Below are 17,659 nucleotides of genomic sequence, written 5' to 3'. Positions count from 1 at the left end.
GATGTAGATCCGGAACGCCCCCACACAGATGTGAGGAGCACGAAGCGCATGCAGTTCCACCACCACGGGTACGTATCCGGCGATCCGCGTGTGAAGCCCGCCGCGGGCATCGGCCTGAATCGGCCTGCCGAGCTTCCCGACGAGATGGATGTGCTGATCGTCGGCACGGGGCCCGCCGGGGTGATCGCGGCGGCGCAGCTCGCGGAGTTCCCGCACATCCACACGCGCATCATCGACAGCCGCCCGGGGCGCCTCGAGGTGGGGCAGGCCGACGGCATCCAGGCCCGCTCCGTCGAGACGTTCCAGGCCTTCGGCTTCGCGCCGCAGATCACCCAGGAGGCCTATCGCATCACCGAGATGGCCTTCTGGCGGCCGGACGCCGAGGATCCGCGCCGGATCGTCCGAGGCGGTCGCGCCGTCGACGACGAGCACGGCATCAGCGAGTTCCCGCACCTCATCGTCAACCAGGCGCGCGTGCTCGACTACTTCCTCGAGTCGATGCACAACGCGCCGACGCGCACGGCGCCCGACTACGGGTGGGAGTTCGTCTCGCAGCGGGCGGTCGATGGCGAGCACCCTGTCGAGGTGACGCTGCGCCGCAGCGCGGGCGCCGATGAGGGGGCCGAGCGCATCGTGCGCACGAAGTACCTCGTCGGCGCCGATGGCGCGCGCAGCCGTGTGCGCCGCTCGATCGGCCGCGAACTGCGCGGATCCCAGGCCTTCCACGCCTGGGGCGTCATGGACGTCCTCGCGGACACGGACTTCCCCGACATCCGCACGAAGTGCGCCATCCAGTCGCACGACGGCGGATCCATCCTGCTGATTCCGCGCGAGGGAAACCATCTCTTCCGCATGTACGTCGATCTCGGCGAGGTGAGCGAGAGCGACCACGGCAACGTACGCGAGACCACGCAGGAGCAGGTGGAGCGCCGCGCGAACGAGATCCTGCATCCGTACACGGTCGAGGTACGCGAGGTTGCGTGGCGCAGCGTGTACGAGGTCGGGCATCGCGTGACCGACAAGTTCGACGACGTCGACGAGGTCGGATCGCGCTGCCCGCGGGTGTTCATCCTCGGCGACGCGTGCCACACCCACTCGGCGAAGGCCGGGCAGGGGATGAACGTCTCGATGCAGGACGGCTGGAACCTCGCCTGGAAGCTCGCCCACGTGCTCGACGGACGCGCGGGCGACGAGCTTCTCGACACCTACTCGGGCGAGCGTCAGCAGATCGCCGTCGATCTGATCGAGTTCGACCGCGAGTGGTCGAGCCTCATGGCGAAGAAGCCCGAGGAGTTCGAGAATCCGGCCGAGCTCGAGGAGTTCTATGTGCGCACGGCCGAGTTCCCCGCGGGATTCATGACCCAGTACCAGCCGTCGATCGTCACGGGTGCTGCCGAGCATCAGGGCCTCGCCACGGGATTCCCGGTCGGCAAGCGCTTCAAGTCGCATATGGTCACGCGGGTGTGCGACGCGAACCCTGTCCACCTCGGGCACCACGCGACGGCCGACGGCCGGTGGCGCATCTACGTGTTCGCGGACGCCGCTTCCGCCGGGGCTCCGTCGCCGACGGCAGACCTCGCCGCGTGGCTCGTCGATGACCCGGCCTCGCCTCTCGTCCGGCACCGCCCCGAGGGCGCCGACATCGACGCCTGGTTCGACGTGAAGGTGATCTACCAGCAGCCCCACACCGAGGTCGAGATTCCCGCGGTTCCGGATGCGTTCTGGCCGCGTGTCGGTCCCTTCCAGGTTCGCGACTACGAGCGCGTCTACGCGACGCTGCCCGGCGAGGACATCTTCGAGGGGCGCGGCGTCTCGCGCGAGGGCGCGATCGTCGTCGTGCGACCCGACCAGTATGTCTCGCAGGTGCTGCCGCTGACGGCGACGACCGCGCTCGCGGGCTTCTTCGACGGCATCATGGGGGACTGACCCGCCCCAGGAAAGAGCCCCCTTCTCGCGGGGGAGCACGGGATCGTGTGCTCTCGCGAGAAGGGGGCTCTGTCGCGGATGGGGAAGCCGTGCGCGGGGAGGAAAGACGCGTGCGGTGACGGCCTACTCGCGTCGCATCGGAAAGCGGAGACTGGGCTCGATGGGCCTGTCGGCCCCTGTCGTGCGCCGTCGCGGCGCGACCGCTTTCCGAAGGAGACGAAGATGTCCGAGACCACCGCACTGCTCGACCGCATCCAGGCGGACCCCGAGACGGGACGGGCGATCCCCGATGCCGCAACGGGCGAGACGATCGGCTACGTGCCGAAGCAGACTGCGGATGACGTCGATGCCGCGGTCGCGCGCGCCCAGGCGGCGCAGCCCGCGTGGGACGCGCTCGGGCATGAGGGACGCCGTGCGGCGCTCCTCGCGGCCGCCGACGCGATCGACGCGCACGCCGAGGAGCTCGCGACGATCCTGTCCCGCGAGCAGGGCAAGCCCCTGAACGGCCCGAACGCCCGCTTCGAGGTCGGAGCCTGCAGCACATGGCTGCGCGATGCGGCGACGACCGAGCTCGAGACCGAGGTGCTGGTCGACGACGGCGAGACCTACGCCGAGATGAGCTACCAGGCGCTCGGTGTCGTCGCCGCGATCGGTCCGTGGAACTGGCCGATGATGATCGGGATGTGGCAGTTCGCGCCCTCGCTGCGGATGGGCAACACGGTCGTGGCGAAGCCCAGCTCGTCGACCCCGCTGAGTGTGCTGGCGCTCATCGAGGTGATGAACCAGGCTCTCCCCGCTGATGTGCTCATCCCGGTCGTGACGAACGGTGCCGGCGGCGGCCACCTCGCCGCGCACCCGGACGTCGCGAAGGTGATGTTCACCGGATCCACCGAGACCGGCCGACGGATCGCCGAGTCGGCGGGCGGGAACCTCGCGAGGCTCACGCTCGAGCTCGGCGGAAACGACGCCGGCATCGTGCTGCCCGATGTCGACCCGCAGGCGATCGCCGAGGATCTGTTCTGGGGAGCCTTCATCAACACGGGGCAGACGTGCGCCGCGCTGAAGCGACTGTACGTGCACGAGGACGTCTACGACGATGTCGTCGACGCGGTCGCCGCCGTTGCGCGGCAGGTTCCCATGGGCAACGGCCTCGACGAGGGCAATGTGCTCGGGCCGGTGCAGAACGCCGCGCAGTTCGAGATCGTGCAGGAACTGGTCGAAGACGCCAAGGCGCGCGGCGCGCGCATCGTCGTCGGCGGCGAGGCGGCCCCCGAACTGGGTGCGAACTTCTTCCAGACGACGATCGTCGCCGACGTGGCGGACGGATACCGCATCGTCGACGAGGAGCAGTTCGGACCGGCACTGCCGATCATCCGATACAGCGACGTCGACGAGGCGCTCGCGAGCGCGAATCGCCTCGATGTCGGACTGGGCGGATCCGTGTGGTCGGGCGACCGGGAGAGGGCCCGCGAGATCGCGAAGCGCCTCCGCGCGGGCACCGTGTGGATCAACCAGCACGGCACGCTGCATCCGAAGGTGCCCTTCGGCGGCGTCAAGCAGTCGGGTTACGGGCTGGAGTTCAGCGTCGCCGGGCTGAAGTCCGTCTCCGAGCCGCGCGTCATCAACGGCTGAGGGCGCGGGAGAACATCATGGCGAAGAGATCCGTGATCGTCGTCGGCGCCGGTTCCGCGGGATCGGTCGTCGCCCGTCGCCTCGTCGACGCGGGACACGACGTGACCCTGCTCGAAGCGGGCGGCGAGGACGTCAACCCGGCCATCCACGACCTGTCGCGCCTGGGCGAACTCTGGCACAGCCCGGACGACTGGGACTACTACACGGAGCCGAGCGGGCACACGGCGAACCGGCTCCTCCATCTTCCGCGCGGCCGGGTGCTCGGCGGATCGCACGCGCTGAACGCAACGATCTGGGTGCGCTGCGCGCCGAGCGACTACGACGGATGGGCCGAGAGCTGCGGGCCGGAGTGGGCGTGGGAGAACGTGCTTCCCGTCTACCGCGCCATCGAGGACTTCTCGGGCGGGGAGAGCGAGCTGCGCGGCGTGGGAGGCCTGATCCCGGTCGACGGCGATTACGAGCTCGACCCGATCCACCAGTCGATCGTCGAGGCGGCCATCGAAGCGGGCGTGCCGCACAATCCGGATTACAACGGAGAGCGGCTCGACGGTGTCTCGCAGGAGCAGGTGAACATCGTCGATGGCGAACGCATCAACACGTGGAAGGCGTATCTCAAACCCGTGCGGGATTGTCTGGAGATCCTGACGGGTGCGCACGTGCACTCCGTGATCATCGAGGAGGGGCGTGCAGTCGGCGTGCGCTACCGGATCGAGGGGGCGATGCACGAGCTGCGCGCGGACGAGATCGTTCTCTCGGGCGGCGCGCTCGATTCGCCGCAGGTTCTGCTGCGCTCGGGGATCGGGCCGGCCGAGGAGCTCGCCGCGATCGGGATCGACGTGGTGCACGACGCACCCGGCGTCGGCAAGAACCTGCACGATCACCTGCTCGCACCGGTGATCGGGGTCACCCGCGCACGCGACATCGATGCGCCCCGGGAGGGTGTCTCCGTCACGCAGACGCACCTGTTCGCGCGCAGCGACGAGAGTCTCGCCGTGCCCGACACACAGCCGATCTTCTTCGCCGTTCCGATGTACTCGGAGGGGATGGCGCCCGTCGACGGCACCGGCTTCACCCTGTACGCGGCCATCCTCGCTCCGCAGAGCCGCGGCGAGGTGACGCTGTCCGGACCCGGGCTCGACGACGCCGCGCGGATCGACCTCGGTGCTCTGAAGGATCCAGCCGATCTGGCGCCCTTCCTCTTCAGCATGCGACAGTGCCGCACGATCATGTCGCAGCCCGCTCTCGCCGAGGGATGGGGAGCGGAAGAGGTGTATCCGGGGCCGGAGGTGCAGACCGACGAAGAGCTCGAAGCCTATATCCGGGAGAACGTCGCGACCTATCACCACCAGGTCGGCACCTGCCGCATGGGGCTCGACGCCGAGGCGGTCGTCGATCCGCGCCTGCGCGTGCGGGGCGTCGACGGGCTTCGCGTGATCGATGCGTCCGTCATGCCGACGATCACCACGGGGAACACGAACGCGCCGGCGATCCTCATCGGCGAGAAGGGCGCTGAGTTCCTATTGGCCGATCTCGAGGGCTGACCGCTTCTCCGCGAACGAGCATCGGCACGGGGCACCCGTGCCGATGCTCGCCGGGCTCAGAAACCCTCGCGCGGCGGTCGGCGGGCGCCGAAGGACTCGGAGATCTGCCTCGCGGAACGGTCCAGGGCGGCCGCGATCTCGGGCGCAGGGCGAGGGAGGTTGATATGGATCGCGGAGAGAGACGCCGGTGGCTGGCCCGGCAGATCGAGCGGAACGGACACCGCGTGCAGCGACGAGACCACCTCGCTCTCGCTCAGTGCATACCCGCGCGCGCGGCTCTCGTCGATCTCGACGGCGACCTCGGAGGCAACATCTGCGGGCCACGACGCGCTCGGCAGGCCCATGAGGATCGCCTTGCCCGGCCCGCCGCGTGTGATCGGGTGGCGGTGGCCGGGGCGGTACGAGACGGCCACCTCGCTCCGTGGCGAGGCGCTCATGAGCGTGACCGCCTCGTCGCCGTCGATGAGCACGGCGATGAGGCAGGTCATCCTGAGCTCGTCGGCGAGTTCGACGAGCTGCGGGTAGGCGGCCTGCTGCAGATCGCGGGAGACGGCGTAGGCGAGCGTCGCAACGCCGGCCGCGAGGCGCGCGCGCCCCGCGTCGTCCCGCGCGACGAGACCGTGGTGCTCGAGGGTGCGCAGGAGCCGGTATGCGACCGAGCGATGCACGTCGAGCGCGCCCGCGAGCTCATCGATCGACAGGGCGCGATCGGATCCCGCGAGCGCCTCGAGGATGCGAATCCCCCTGCTGAGGGTCTGGGATCCGCCGGGAGGGGTCTGCGAGGCCATGCCTCGATCCTCGCACGCGAGTTCGTCCGCCTCGGGCAGGTTGTCGTTGTCAGCCGACATCTCGGGCGCCGCCGTCGAGGCGAGGTTCGTGAGGAGATACGGTGACGCCTCTGGAGATCCTCATGGCGGGCGCCGGAGTCGTCGCCGCGTCATCGTGCTGCGCGGCACCATCCCTGTGGCGCGCGCGTTTCGCCGCGATCCTCATGGCGCTCGCCTGCCTCCCGATCGCGGACGGCAGGTGGGCGTTGGGGGTCGGGGTCGCCCTGTTCGTGGCGTCGATCCTTCTCGCGGCGGGAGCACGCTCGCGGCCGTCGTCCGCGCGGTCGATGGATCTGCATCGCGCCCTCGGGGGAGCGCTCATGGGCGGCATGGTGCTGCTCGGCGAGCACACGGCGGACGTTTCCTCCGGCGCGCACGCGCATGGTGTTCCCGCTCATGCGATCCTTGCGGTCGCGAGCGTCGTGTACCTCGCCTGGACTTGCGCCCTCCTGGCCGATCGCGTTCGTCGACACCGAGTGGCCGAGCGCACGGAGCTCATCGCGATGGCCGTGATGTTCGGGGCGATGATCCTAGGTATGGGATCCGCGCTCGTCTGAGTGCGTCTCACACCGCCGACGTGCGTTCGTCGAGCCGCGCGGCGGAGCGACCGGCCTGCGTGAGCCAGGAACCGATCACCGTCTCGATGATCTGCCATTGACGGTTCGGCCGTGCGATGTCGGTCCCCATCACGTGCTCGACCTGCACGCCTGTGACGAGCGCAAGGAGCGCATCGGCGATCCTGTCGACCGGCGTGTCGCCGGTGAGCTCTCCGAGCTCGACCGCGCAGGAGAGGTGGCGACGGTACTGGTCGTGCCACTGGCGCTCGACCTCGGCCTGGACGGTGGACATGCTGTGCCGGAAGGGGATGCGCCCCCAGAAGCTCACGACGACCCCCGCCTCGTCGTTCGTGGTCTTGTCGAGGGGATGCACCTGCTCGATCATGGCGCAGAGAGCGTCGATCCCCGTGCGCCCCTCGACGGCCTCTGCGATGCGCCTGTTCGTCGCTTCGAAGATGCGCTCGAAGGCTCGCTGCAGGACTTCGTCGAAGCCGCGGAAGTAGTGCCAGAGCGACCCCGTCGCGACGCCGAGCTCCTGGGCGAGCGCTCGTGTCGTGACCGCACCGACGCCGACGCTGCTGACGAGACGGAGGTACGTGTCGACGATCTCGAGGCGGCGTGCGTCGCGGTCGACGATCTTCGGCATGGGTCCATTGTGCCCCGAGGCGCGATCGAACCGTCTCGACACGTTCGCTCGGAAGAGCACGGATCTCGCCGATGAGGCCGCACATTCAGCCGCGGCAGAATAGCGTTGTCGTATGACAAGCACCGAATCCTCCGAGACACCCACCGAGACGGAGGGCGAACCCGCCCCGACCTTCTCCGATCTGGGGTTCGGTGACGCAGTTCTCCGCACGCTGAAAGACGTCGGCTACGAGACGCCGTCCGCGATCCAGAACCAGACGATCCCGCTGCTGCTCGCGGGCCGCGACGTGCTCGGCGTCGCGCAGACGGGTACGGGGAAGACGGCGGCGTTCGCCCTGCCGATCCTCGACCGGCTCGAGCCGGGACGGAAGACGCCGCAGGCGCTCGTGCTCGCACCGACGCGCGAGCTCGCGCTGCAGGTGTGCGAGGCCTTCGAGAAGTACTCCGCGAGAATCAAGGGTGTGCACGTGCTCCCCGTGTACGGCGGGCAGGGCTACGGCACGCAGCTCTCGGCGCTCCGCCGCGGCGTCGACATCGTCGTGGGGACGCCGGGCCGCGTCATGGACCACCTCGACAAGGGCACGCTCGACCTCTCGGAGCTGCGCTTCCTCGTCCTCGACGAGGCTGACGAGATGCTGAAGATGGGCTTCGCGGAGGACGTCGAGACGATCCTCTCCGAGACCCCCGACACCAAGCAGACGGCGCTCTTCTCGGCGACGATGCCGGCGCAGATCCGCCGCATCTCTCAGCAGCACCTCAACGATCCCGAGGAGATCACGGTCGCGAGCCGGACGACGACCTCGGCGAACATCACGCAGCGCTACCTCATGGTGTCCTACCCCCAGAAGGTCGACGCCCTCACGCGGATCCTCGAGGTCGAGAACTTCGACGGGATGATCGTGTTCGTGCGCACGAAGAGCGAGACCGAGACGCTCGCCGAGAAGCTCCGCGCACGCGGATACACCGCCGCCGCGATCAGCGGCGACGTCGCGCAGGCGCAGCGTGAGCGCACCGTCGAGCAGCTCAAGAAGGGCAAGCTCGACATCCTCGTTGCGACCGACGTCGCGGCACGCGGCCTCGACGTCGAGCGAATCACGCACGTCGTCAACTACGACATCCCCGTCGACACGGAATCGTACGTCCACCGCATCGGCCGCACGGGCCGCGCCGGCCGCACGGGCGACGCCATCAGCTTCGTGACCCCTCGCGAGCGGCGACTGCTGAAGGCCATCGAGAAGGCGACGCGCCAGCCGCTCACCGAGATGCAGATCCCGACGGCCGAGGACGTCAACGTCACGCGTCTGACGCGCTTCGACGACGCCATCACAGCCGCGCTCGCCGAGCAGGGGCGGATCGCGGCGTTCCGCGACATCATCGCCCACTACGTGGCGCACCACGACGTCATCGAGACCGATGTCGCGGCCGCGCTCGCCGTCGTCGCACAGGGCGAGACGCCCCTGCTGCTGCCGCCGGATCCGGAGAAGCGCGAGCGCCCGGTTCGCGAGAGGCGAGAGGAGCGCGGGGATCGCGAGGAGCGCGGCCCGCGCGCGTCGCGCGGCGATCTCTCGCCGTACCGCATCGAGGTCGGCCGGCGCCAGCGTGTCGAACCGCGTCAGATCGTCGGGGCGCTCGCCAACGAAGGAGGGCTGCGCCGTGACGACTTCGGTCGCATCGACATCCGGCCGGACTTCTCGATCGTCGAGCTGCCGTCGACGCTGCCGCGCGACGTTCTCGATCGGCTGGAGAGCACGCGCATCGGCGGCAGGCTGATCGAGCTGAAGCCCGATCCTCGTCCGTTCCGCGCGACGGGTGGCCCGCGTGGTGGTCGCGGGCGCGACGACCGCGGACGGGATGATCGCGGCCGGGGTGGGCGCGGTGACCGCGACCGCGATCGCGGCGGTCGTGACGACCGCCGTCCTCCGCGCAAGCCCCGGCACTGATCGAGCGGGACTCGGTCGCGGTTTCCTACGGGAGGTCGTCGAGCGAGATGCCGCACACCTCGCCGAGCTCGGCAGCCGCGCGGTCGAGCTCGGCGGCGGCCTCCTGCACGTCGGACGGGTCGTCGATCTCGGTCAGATCCTCGTAGGCGTCGCTGAGGTCTTCGAGAGGCTCCCGCACCTCGTCGGTCGTCATCTGCTCGGCGAGCCGGTCGAGCAGATCGGCGACCGAGCCGGATCCGCCCATCGAACCGGGGTCCGACGAGATGAGCGTCTCGCAGTCGGCGCGGACGGCAGCACCGTGGGAGCTCTCGGGGGCGGTGAATCCCGAGTCGGGACGCTCGGGGATGAGATCGCCGTAATCGTCGACCATCGTCATCGTGAAGTTCATCACGCCGGCGATCGCGACGACGACGCCGGCGACGATGCCGAAGACGCCTCCGACGATCGAGATGATGAGCGCAGCGATGCTCATGCCCGTCGCCTGCGCCTTGCGCACGAGGGCGACGATCGAGAGCGTGAGCCCGGCGAGGAGGAAAAGCCAACCGGAGAACGACACGTACCCGAGGACGCGGCCGATCTCAGGGATGAACACGGCGAAGCCGAGGCAGACGAGGAGGGTGCCGACGATCGCGAAGACGAGGGCGAGGATGGCCATCATCCGGCCCGGCCGCTCGGCGGGCGTCTTCGGTGGTGTCGGCGCACCCTGCGGCGGAAGGGGTGCGGTCGGCGCGTGATCCGGCTGGCCGGGCGTTCCGGCGGGAGGCTGCGGGTAGCTCATAGGGCAATTGTCCCGTGCCGTGCCGGGGAATGCGAAGGAAATCGAGAACTGTCGGGTTGACCCGAATACTTTCCGAGGGATGACCCCGTCCCCCGAGAAGATCTCGGGGGACGAGGTGTGGTCCGGAAGTGCGGATTCCGGACCGGCGCGCTACGCCATGTGGCGTGCGACGATATCGCGCACCGGCGCGTACAGCGGGTGCGACGGATCCAGGCCAGTCACCTCGACCGTGAAGGCATCGGGGTCTCCGGCGGCGAGCTTCTCGCGCATTGCGACCGCCTGCTCGTCCTCGGGTGCCTCGAATGCGAGCGCCGCGTCGATCGCGCCGAGAAGCCCGAGGGTGCCGAGGCCGCGCTCGGCGGCCTCGGCCGCGGGGCCGATGAACCGCTCGTGTCGTGACAGTTTGCGCAGCGGCTGCCGGCCGACGCGCTGCACCGTGTCGGGCAGTGCCGGATTGCGGAAACGGCGGAGGATCGCGGAGCGGTACTCGGCCAGCTCGGCCTCCGAGAAACCGTGCTTCGCGGCGATGACTGCGCTCGTCTCGACGAGGGCGGCCTCGACGGCGCGCGCCACTCCGGCGTCGGCGAGCGCATCGGCGATCCTGTCGAATCCCGCCCGCGCGCCGAGGTATGCCGTGGCGGCGTGCCCCGTGTTGACGGTGAACAGCTTGCGCTCGATGTACGGCGCGAGCTCGTCGACGAAGTGCGCTCCCGGGATGTTCGGCAGCTCGTCGCCGAACGGTCGGCGTTCGATCGCCCACTCGTAGAACGGCTCGACCGTGACGTCGATCCCTGCGCCGTCGGGCTGGCCCGGCACGATCCGGTCGACGGCCGTGTTCGCGAACACGGCGCGTTCGGCCAGCTCGGGCCACTCGGATCCCGCGAGCTCCTCGATGTGCTCCCGCAGCTGGTCGGTCGCGCCGATCGCGTTCTCGCACGCCATCACCTGCAGGCGCGCGGCACCGGCGGCGCGGCGGCGGAGCCCGGCGAGCACGTGCGGCGCGATGAACTTCAGCACGGTCGGTCCGACGGCGCAGGTGACGACATCGGCCGTCGCGACGGCCTCGGCCACAGCCTCCGGATCCGCGGCGCTGTCGATCGCCGAGAAGCCCGTCACGACAACGTCGCGCCCGCCCTCGCCGACCTCGTGCACCGTGTAGCTGTCTGCCGCATCGATCGCCTCGACGAGGGGAGCGGCGACGTCCGAGAACACGATCTCGTACCCGCCTTCGGCGAGCAGCATGCCGACGAAACCGCGCCCGATGTTCCCGGCCCCGAAGTGGACGGCCTTCTTCTTCGTCATGTCAACCCCTCCGCAGAGCTGCACGACGACGCCAATTCTGTGCGGACTTGTGCGATACGCCGGTGCATCGGGGCCACGATCCCCGAATTGGCGTCGTTGTGTACGGGAGTCATGCGAGGCCCTCCTGCAGCAGATCGAACAGCTCGGCGGGCGTCGACGCCGCCGACAGCTTCGCGACGGTCTGCTCGTCGCCGAACTGGATTGCCACGGACTGCAGGATCTCGAGGTGCGCGCCGCCCTTGCCGGCGATGCCGACGACGAAGGTCGCCGTGTCGCCGTCGCCCCAGGGGGCGCCACCGTCGTAGCGGACCACAGACAGCGCGGATCCGAGCACGGCGTCCTTCGCCTCGTCGGTCCCATGGGGGATCGCGAGGCCGTTGCCCATGAACGTCGACACCTTCTCCTCGCGCGCCTTCATCGCGGCGAGGTAGTCGCCCGTGACGGCCCCGGCCGATTCGAGGATGCTGGCGGCCTCGGCGAGCGCCTCGTCGCGCGTGACGGATCCGGCGTGGATCCGCACGTACTCGGGCTTCAGCACGCCGCCGTCCGATGCGGGCGCCGCGGCCGCGGGCTGCGTCTCCGCAGACGCGGGCGCGTCGTCGCTGCGCTGCGCGCGGACCATCTCGACGACCTCGTCATATTCGGGGGCGTTCATGAACTGGCCCACCGAGACGTGGATCGCTTCGGGCTCGCCCTGCCGGGCACGGTCGGTCAGCTGCGCCTGCGTGACGACGAGATCGGCGGTGCCGTCGAGGTTCGCGATCGACTTGTTCGTGACGTTCACGCCGTCGATTCCCGCATCCTTGAACTTCTTGCGGAGGACACCGGCGCCCATGGCGGAGGATCCCATGCCCGCGTCGCAGGCGAAGATCACGTTCTCGATCGTCTTCGTTGCGGCGGCCGCACCCCCGGTTGCAAGCCCGCCGAGGACGGCGGAGGACTTGCCCTTGTTCGCCTGCGTCTTCGCGATCGCGCTCGCGAGACCGTCCTCTCCGGCCGCATCGGCGGCGAGGTCGCGTTTGCGGCTCCCCAACAGGAACAACGAGGAGATGGCGAAGCTGACAGCCGCAGAGATGAGCACGGAGGCGATGACTCCGAGGTGGCTGCCGGGAGCCGTCTGGATCAGAACCGCGAAGATCGACCCGGGCGACGCCGGAGCGACGAGACCCGACTGGAAGATGACGTTCGTAAGCACTCCGCTGGCACCGCCTACGATGAGCCCGACGATCAGGATCGGCTTGGCCAGGACGTACGGGAAGTACACCTCGTGGATGCCGCCGAGGAAGTGGATGATCCACGCGCCCGGTGCGGTGGCCCGAGCAGCGCCGACACCGAACACCATGAGTGCGAGCAGCATGCCGGCGCCGGGCCCGGGGTTCGCCTCGACGAGAAAGAGCAGGCTGCGGCCCGATTCCTGCACCTGTTCGGTCCCGAACGGAGTGAACACGCCATGATTGATCGCATTGTTGAGGAACAGCACCTTCGCGGGTTCGACGATGATGCTCGCGAGGGGGATGAGCCCCGTGTTCACCAGCCAACCGACGGCACCGCCGAGGAGGTCCGTCAGCCACTTCATGATCGGTGCGAGCCAGAAGAAGGCCGCGAGCGAGGTGAAGAACGCGACGAATCCCGCGGAGAAGTTGTTCGCGAGCATCTCGAAGCCCGACCGCACCTTGTCCTTCCACGGCTTCTCGAACCACTTTAGGAGCAGGGCGGAGAGGGGGCCCGCGATCATCGCGCCGAGGAACATCACGGTTCCCTCGGCGCCGATGATGACGCCGAACGCAGCGACCGCGCCGACGACGCCACCGCGGTGACCGTACACGACGTTCCCGCCCGTGAAGGCGATGAGCAGTGGAAGCAGGAAGGTGATGATGGGGCCGACAAGTCCGGTGTACTCGTTCCCGTCGGAGGCGATGCCTCCGCCGAGGAGAGCGGAATCGCCCCACTGCATCCATCCGACCGGTCCCTCGGCGCCGAGCCAGCCCGTCGGGATGAACAGCGCCGTGATGAGGCCCCAGGCGATGAATGCAGCGATGTTCGGCATGACCATTCCGGAAAGGAATGCGCCGAACTTCTGCACGCCCATGCGGATCCCGCCCGGGCCTTTCGATGTGGCTGTCTGCGTTGACATGTCTCTTCCTGCTTTCTTCAGGGAGCGGGTGTCACGCGGCGGCGCGCGCCGCGGACTTGGCGCCGTCGGCGTTCGCCGCGCCGAGCGCCGCCTGGGCGAGGCGCTTCGCGTCGTCCAGGGAGTGGTTCTTCAGCTCCGCGCGCACATCGGCGAGCGCGGAGGGCGACATCGAGAGGGTCTGCACGCCGAGGCCGACGAGCACGACCGCGAGCAGCGGATCGGCCGCGGCCTCGCCGCACACGCCCACGGGCTTGCCGTTCGCCGCGCCGCCGTCGGCCACCATCTTGATCAGCCGCAGCGCCGCGGGGTGCCACGGACTCTGCAGGTGCGCGACGGATCCGAGCAGCCGGTCGGCCGCCATCGTGTACTGCACGAGATCGTTCGTCCCGATCGACGCGAAGTCGGCGATCTTCAGGATGTCCTCGGCGAGAACGGCGCTCGACGGAACCTCGACCATGACGCCCGCCGTCTTCAGACCGAGCTCCTTCGCGAGCGTCGTGAAGTACTCCGTCTCGTCGACCGTCGCGACCATGGGCGCCATGACCCAGAGGTCTGCATCCGTCTCGGCGTCGGCCTGCGCGAGGGCCGTGAGCTGATCGCGCAGGATGTTCTCGCGGTGTGCGAGGGCGCGGATCCCGCGGCGCCCGAGCGCCGGATTCTCCTCCTCCGCATCGGTGAGGAAGGGAAGGGGCTTGTCGGCCCCCGCGTCGAGCACCCGCACGACGACCTTCTTGCCGGCGAAAGCGGCGAGCATCTGTCGATAGCTCTCGCGCTGGCTCTCGACGGACGGAGCCTCGTCGCTGGAGAGGAACAGGAACTCGGTGCGGAACAGGCCGACGCCCTCCGCTCCCAGCTCGACGGCCTCGGCGGCGCCGTCGGCGGATCCGAGATTGGCGAGCAGCGGGACGGCGGTGCCGTCGGCGAGCGCTCCGGGAGTGACCGGGGCGGCCGCCGCGGCCTTCCGCGCCTCCGCACGCTCGGCCGCCTCCCGGAGCTGCGCGTCGCTCGGATCCGCGATGACGAGATCCTGCGCCGCGTCGACGATCACGGTCTGCCCGTCGGAGAGGTCGAGATCCCCCGTGCCCACGACCGCGACGATGCCCTTCTCGCGAGCGAGAATCGCCGTGTGCGACGTTGGCCCGCCCTCCGTCGTGACGACGGCGAGAACCTGGTCGAGGTCGAGCAGGGCCGTGTCGGCCGGTGCGAGATCGGTCGCGAGGAGAACGAACGGATGCCCGGGCTCCGGAACGCCCGGGGCCGCCACGCCCCGCAGATGCGCGATGACACGCTGCGCGACGTCGGCGAGATCGGCCGCACGCTCGCCGAGGTACCCGCCAAGAGCCTGCAGCTGCTCGGCGAACTCCGCGAACGCCGTGTGCACAGCGTGCTCGCCGGTCGAGCCCGCGTCGATCTTCGCGTGGACCTTCTCCTCGAGCATCGGATCCTCGGCCATCATGGCCTGCGCCTCGAGGACGTCCTGAGCGGATCCGCCCGCGCGCTCGCCGCGTGCGTTCAGCTCGGCGGCGACGGCCGAGACGGCCTCCGCGACGCTCGCCTTCTCCTCGTCGGGCGTGCGCGTCGACGGGGCGTCGGACGGGGCCTCGAGACCGTCGGCCATGCGCGCGACGGGACCCTGGGCGACGCCCTGCCCGACGCCCGTTCCGTGGAACTCAGGCATCGAGCTCACTCCGCGTCCGTGTCGGTCTCGAGCATCGTCGTGAGCTGGTCGAGCACGCCCTCGGCGTTCTCGCCCTCGACGTTCAGCGTGACCTCGTCGCCCGTGTTGGCGCCGAGCGAGATCACCCCGAGGATGCTCGCCGCGTTGACGGGGGCTCCGTCGCCCTTGGCGATCGTCACGGTCTGGCCCGAGTTCTTGGCGGCCTCCGAGAACAGCTTCGCGGGGCGCGCGTGCAGACCGTGCGAGGAAGCGATGGTGACGGTGCGAGTGGCCATGGTGATTTCCTTTCAACGGGCGGATTCCGCGGGCGCGGATCCGGGGATCTCGTCGCGGACGAGCGCGAGGGTGCGGGAACCGTCGCGATCGCGGGCGATGTCGGCGGGGAGGGCGGACACGTGCACGTGATGCGCTTCGGCGACCGTGCGCACTTCGGCTTCAGCGGCACCCATGTGGGCGCCGAGCAGGATCGCGTCGGCGGATCCGACCTCGTGCGGGAGCGAGGCGAGCGGGCAGGCAGACACGTCGAGATCGACGCCGGCGGCGTCGGCGGCGCGCGCGAGGCGCGTGGCGACGAACGTGCTCGAAGCGCCGGCGCCGCAGATCACAATGATCCTCATCGATCTCACTTCTCCTTCTTCCCACCCATCCTGTTCTGCGGCAAGGGGTCTGGCAATGGAGTGTTCCTTCCGCCCCCTGCGGAAATCCCGCCGCCGGGCGCGGATGGTTGACTGGATCCATGACGAGGAAACGGCAGGCGCGGATGCTGGGAATCCTGATTCGCCGGGCCGATTGGGTCACCGCCGGAACCCTCGCCGACCAGCTGGGCGTCACTCCGCGCAGCGTGCGCTCCTACGTGACGGCGATCAACGAACGCGTGGCGGGCGCGGTGGAGTCGGGCTCGATGGGGTACCGGGCGACGCCGCGGGCCGAGAGCGTCGATCTGGCCGAGGCCGATCCCGAGCGCGGCACGCGCCACGATCGCATCCGCGCCCTCATCCGGGGGCTGCTCGACTCACCTGACGGCGGCGTCGACGTGTTCGAGGCGGCTCTTGAGATGCACGTGTCAAGCGACACCGTCGAGAGCGATCTGCGGCGCATCCGGGGCATGCTCGAGGGGACCGAACTGGTGTTCGCGCGCGACGCGGCCGTCGTGACGCTCGAGGGGACGGAGCTCGCGCGGCGACGTTTCCTCAGCCGCGTCGTGCACGACGAGCTCGACGAGGGCGTGTCCGGCGCGGAATCTCTGCGCAGATCCGCCGGGCAGCTCGGGATCGACGCGACGTCCTTCGCGACGATCGGTGGCGAGCTCGTCGACGGGCTCACCTCTGCTGGCTATGCGGTGAACGACCTCGCCGCCGGGGATGTCGTGCTGCACATCGCGATCGCCTCCGGGCGGGTCGCGCGGGGGCACGCTCTCCCACGGTCTGATGACTCGGTCGACGACGACCGGTCACGCGTCGCCGCCGTCATCGACGGCATCGCGAGCCGCCATCTGGGCACTCGCCTGGGAGAGGGGGACCTCGCTCATCTCGCGTCGCTCGTCATGCTGTCGATCGTGGATCCGGACGCGGCCGGAGCGCGTGCCGTGGATCCGGACATCGAATCGGCCGTGGCGGCCGCCGTCGCGCGCGCCTCGCGGACTTACGGCGTCGAGCTCGACGGGGCCGATCTGGTGCCGCGGCTGGCACGGCACGTGCAGAACCTCGTGCAGCGCGCGGCCGAGCAGCTCTCGGCGCGCAATCCGATGACGCGGTCGCTCAAGGCGGCGTCGCCCCTGGTGTTCGAGATGGCCGTGGCGGTCGCGGGCGATCTGTCCACGGCACTCGGCGTGATGATCCCCGACGACGAGATCACGGGCATCGCGATGCACCTCGGGACGGCACTCGAGGTCGATCAGCAGGAGATCCCGAAACTGACAGCCGCGATCGTCTGTCCGGGGCCGGACGAGATGCGCCGTCAGCTGCGCTCGAGCGTCACACGATCGCTGGGGCACGAGATCGACGTCACCGAGGTGCAGTCGCGCTACGAGCCCGATTGGGGCGGGTTCGAGACCGATCTCGTCCTCACGACGATCGATCCTCCGGTGCGCGTCGCAGGCGGCCCCGAGCGCGTGGTGCGCGTGACGCCGTTCCTCGCCAGCCGCGACGTCGCGCGCGTCGCGGAGGCTGCGAACCGTGTCCGTCGCCATCGTCGCCTCGGCAGCCTGCGTGCCGAGATGGAGCGCTGGTTCGTCCCCGAGGCTTACCTCCGTGGCGTCGGGGCGCTGACTCCCGAGGATGTGATCCGGCGGCTCGGGTCGGCGCTCATCGCGGACGGCACGATCGACCAGGCCTACGTCGACAGCGCGATCGAACGCGAGAGGCTCTCGTCGACGGCGTTCACCGAATCTTTGGCCGTGCCGCACGCGATGACGATGTCGGCGTCGCGCACGGCGATCGCCATCGCTGTGGATGAGCAGGCGATCGCGTGGGGCGATGAACGCGTGCACGTCGTCGCTCTCGTCGCGTTCAGCGAGTCGGACCGCGTCGCGTTCCAGACGGTTTTCGAGCAGTTCGTCGACGTGTTCGCCGACCCCGAGAACGCGCGCCGCATCGCGCGCCGCGGCGCCGATCTGCCGAGCTTCCTCACGGAGCTCGCGGCCCTCATCGACGAGGGGTGAAGGATCGCGCTGCTGCGCGAGAAGGCAGGAGCCGCTGACG

14 protein-coding genes are annotated in these 17,659 nt (G+C 69.6%); 6 read left to right on the top strand and 8 right to left on the bottom strand.

Features of this window, described 5'->3' with window-relative positions; translation table 11 throughout:
• The first annotated feature begins 48 nt into the window (after positions 1 to 48).
• The 3 genes from C0012_RS01870 (at position 49) to C0012_RS01860 (ending at position 5,099) form a co-directional block, all read left to right on the top strand.
• Positions 49 to 1,926 carry an FAD-binding monooxygenase gene (locus C0012_RS01870; RefSeq protein ID WP_110588461.1) on the top strand — a complete coding sequence of 626 codons (1,878 nt, stop codon included), beginning with the start codon at positions 49 to 51 and terminating at the stop codon, positions 1,924 to 1,926.
• A gap of 222 nt (positions 1,927 to 2,148) precedes the next feature.
• Complete coding sequence (locus tag C0012_RS01865; RefSeq protein ID WP_110588462.1) at positions 2,149 to 3,558, top strand: aldehyde dehydrogenase family protein; 1,410 nt, start codon at positions 2,149 to 2,151, stop codon at positions 3,556 to 3,558.
• A gap of 17 nt (positions 3,559 to 3,575) precedes the next feature.
• Positions 3,576 to 5,099, top strand: a complete 1,524-nt coding sequence (locus C0012_RS01860) for a GMC family oxidoreductase (protein ID WP_110588463.1) — start codon at positions 3,576 to 3,578, stop codon at positions 5,097 to 5,099.
• A gap of 56 nt (positions 5,100 to 5,155) precedes the next feature.
• Here C0012_RS01860 and C0012_RS01855 read toward each other — a convergent pair whose 3' ends face one another.
• Complete coding sequence (locus tag C0012_RS01855) at positions 5,156 to 5,887, bottom strand: IclR family transcriptional regulator (RefSeq protein WP_110588815.1); 732 nt, start codon at positions 5,885 to 5,887, stop codon at positions 5,156 to 5,158.
• A gap of 101 nt (positions 5,888 to 5,988) precedes the next feature.
• Between C0012_RS01855 and C0012_RS01850 the strand changes: the two genes are divergently transcribed.
• Positions 5,989 to 6,483 (top strand): hypothetical protein, encoded by a 495-nt coding sequence (locus tag C0012_RS01850; protein WP_110588464.1) that lies wholly within the window; start codon positions 5,989 to 5,991, stop codon positions 6,481 to 6,483.
• Between the two features lie 7 nt (positions 6,484 to 6,490).
• Here C0012_RS01850 and C0012_RS01845 read toward each other — a convergent pair whose 3' ends face one another.
• The gene (locus C0012_RS01845) at positions 6,491 to 7,129 is read right to left on the bottom strand and encodes a TetR/AcrR family transcriptional regulator (RefSeq protein ID WP_110588465.1); all 639 of its coding nucleotides are present in this window, start codon (positions 7,127 to 7,129) and stop codon (positions 6,491 to 6,493) included.
• A gap of 112 nt (positions 7,130 to 7,241) precedes the next feature.
• Here C0012_RS01845 and C0012_RS01840 point away from each other — a divergent pair, with 112 nt between their 5' ends.
• Positions 7,242 to 9,068, top strand: a complete 1,827-nt coding sequence (locus C0012_RS01840) for a DEAD/DEAH box helicase (RefSeq protein WP_110588466.1) — start codon at positions 7,242 to 7,244, stop codon at positions 9,066 to 9,068.
• Positions 9,069 to 9,093: 25 nt separating this feature from the next.
• Here C0012_RS01840 and C0012_RS01835 read toward each other — a convergent pair whose 3' ends face one another.
• From C0012_RS01835 to C0012_RS01810, 6 genes are all read right to left on the bottom strand, one after another.
• A complete protein-coding gene (locus C0012_RS01835; protein ID WP_162621799.1) occupies positions 9,094 to 9,846 on the bottom strand; it encodes a hypothetical protein in 753 nt (250 codons plus the stop codon).
• A gap of 150 nt (positions 9,847 to 9,996) precedes the next feature.
• The gene (locus tag C0012_RS01830; RefSeq protein WP_110588468.1) at positions 9,997 to 11,148 is read right to left on the bottom strand and encodes a mannitol-1-phosphate 5-dehydrogenase; all 1,152 of its coding nucleotides are present in this window, start codon (positions 11,146 to 11,148) and stop codon (positions 9,997 to 9,999) included.
• Between the two features lie 109 nt (positions 11,149 to 11,257).
• Entirely contained in the window at positions 11,258 to 13,282 is a 2,025-nt protein-coding gene (locus C0012_RS01825; protein ID WP_110588469.1) for a PTS mannitol transporter subunit IICBA, read from the bottom strand.
• 31 nt (positions 13,283 to 13,313) lie between these two features.
• Positions 13,314 to 14,960 carry a phosphoenolpyruvate--protein phosphotransferase gene (ptsP, locus tag C0012_RS01820; protein ID WP_110588816.1) on the bottom strand — a complete coding sequence of 549 codons (1,647 nt, stop codon included), beginning with the start codon at positions 14,958 to 14,960 and terminating at the stop codon, positions 13,314 to 13,316.
• Positions 14,961 to 14,965: 5 nt separating this feature from the next.
• Positions 14,966 to 15,235 carry an HPr family phosphocarrier protein gene (locus tag C0012_RS01815; RefSeq protein ID WP_110588470.1) on the bottom strand — a complete coding sequence of 90 codons (270 nt, stop codon included), beginning with the start codon at positions 15,233 to 15,235 and terminating at the stop codon, positions 14,966 to 14,968.
• A 12-nt stretch (positions 15,236 to 15,247) separates the two neighbouring features.
• A complete protein-coding gene (locus C0012_RS01810; protein ID WP_110588471.1) occupies positions 15,248 to 15,577 on the bottom strand; it encodes a PTS sugar transporter subunit IIB in 330 nt (109 codons plus the stop codon).
• Between the two features lie 119 nt (positions 15,578 to 15,696).
• On the opposite strand from C0012_RS01810, the gene C0012_RS01805 reads away from it, so the two are divergent.
• Positions 15,697 to 17,619 (top strand): BglG family transcription antiterminator, encoded by a 1,923-nt coding sequence (locus C0012_RS01805; RefSeq protein ID WP_232527739.1) that lies wholly within the window; start codon positions 15,697 to 15,699, stop codon positions 17,617 to 17,619.
• Positions 17,620 to 17,659 lie beyond the last annotated feature (40 nt).

The organism is Microbacterium suaedae (assembly GCF_003254645.1).
Classification (GTDB): Bacteria; Actinomycetota; Actinomycetes; order Actinomycetales; family Microbacteriaceae; genus Microbacterium; species Microbacterium suaedae.
The sequence above is the reverse complement of the archived record's forward strand: the minus strand, read 5'-3'. Positions and strand labels throughout refer to the sequence as shown.

Bases quoted from the DNA above. Each gene is read 5' to 3' on its own strand.
- C0012_RS01845 (WP_110588465.1), bottom strand. From the start codon at position 7,129: ATGCCGAAGATCGTCGACCGCGACGCACGCCGCCTCGAGATCGTCGAC.
- ptsP (WP_110588816.1), bottom strand. From the start codon at position 14,960: ATGCCTGAGTTCCACGGAACGGGCGTCGGGCAGGGCGTCGCCCAGGGT.
- C0012_RS01840 (WP_110588466.1), top strand. From the start codon at position 7,242: ATGACAAGCACCGAATCCTCCGAGACACCCACCGAGACGGAGGGCGAA.
- C0012_RS01810 (WP_110588471.1), bottom strand. From the start codon at position 15,577: ATGAGGATCATTGTGATCTGCGGCGCCGGCGCTTCGAGCACGTTCGTC.
- C0012_RS01865 (WP_110588462.1), top strand. From the start codon at position 2,149: ATGTCCGAGACCACCGCACTGCTCGACCGCATCCAGGCGGACCCCGAG.
- C0012_RS01825 (WP_110588469.1), bottom strand. From the start codon at position 13,282: ATGTCAACGCAGACAGCCACATCGAAAGGCCCGGGCGGGATCCGCATG.
- C0012_RS01855 (WP_110588815.1), bottom strand. From the start codon at position 5,887: ATGGCCTCGCAGACCCCTCCCGGCGGATCCCAGACCCTCAGCAGGGGG.
- C0012_RS01860 (WP_110588463.1), top strand. From the start codon at position 3,576: ATGGCGAAGAGATCCGTGATCGTCGTCGGCGCCGGTTCCGCGGGATCG.
- C0012_RS01805 (WP_232527739.1), top strand. From the start codon at position 15,697: ATGACGAGGAAACGGCAGGCGCGGATGCTGGGAATCCTGATTCGCCGG.
- C0012_RS01835 (WP_162621799.1), bottom strand. From the start codon at position 9,846: ATGAGCTACCCGCAGCCTCCCGCCGGAACGCCCGGCCAGCCGGATCAC.
- C0012_RS01815 (WP_110588470.1), bottom strand. From the start codon at position 15,235: ATGGCCACTCGCACCGTCACCATCGCTTCCTCGCACGGTCTGCACGCG.
- C0012_RS01870 (WP_110588461.1), top strand. From the start codon at position 49: ATGCAGTTCCACCACCACGGGTACGTATCCGGCGATCCGCGTGTGAAG.
- C0012_RS01830 (WP_110588468.1), bottom strand. From the start codon at position 11,148: ATGACGAAGAAGAAGGCCGTCCACTTCGGGGCCGGGAACATCGGGCGC.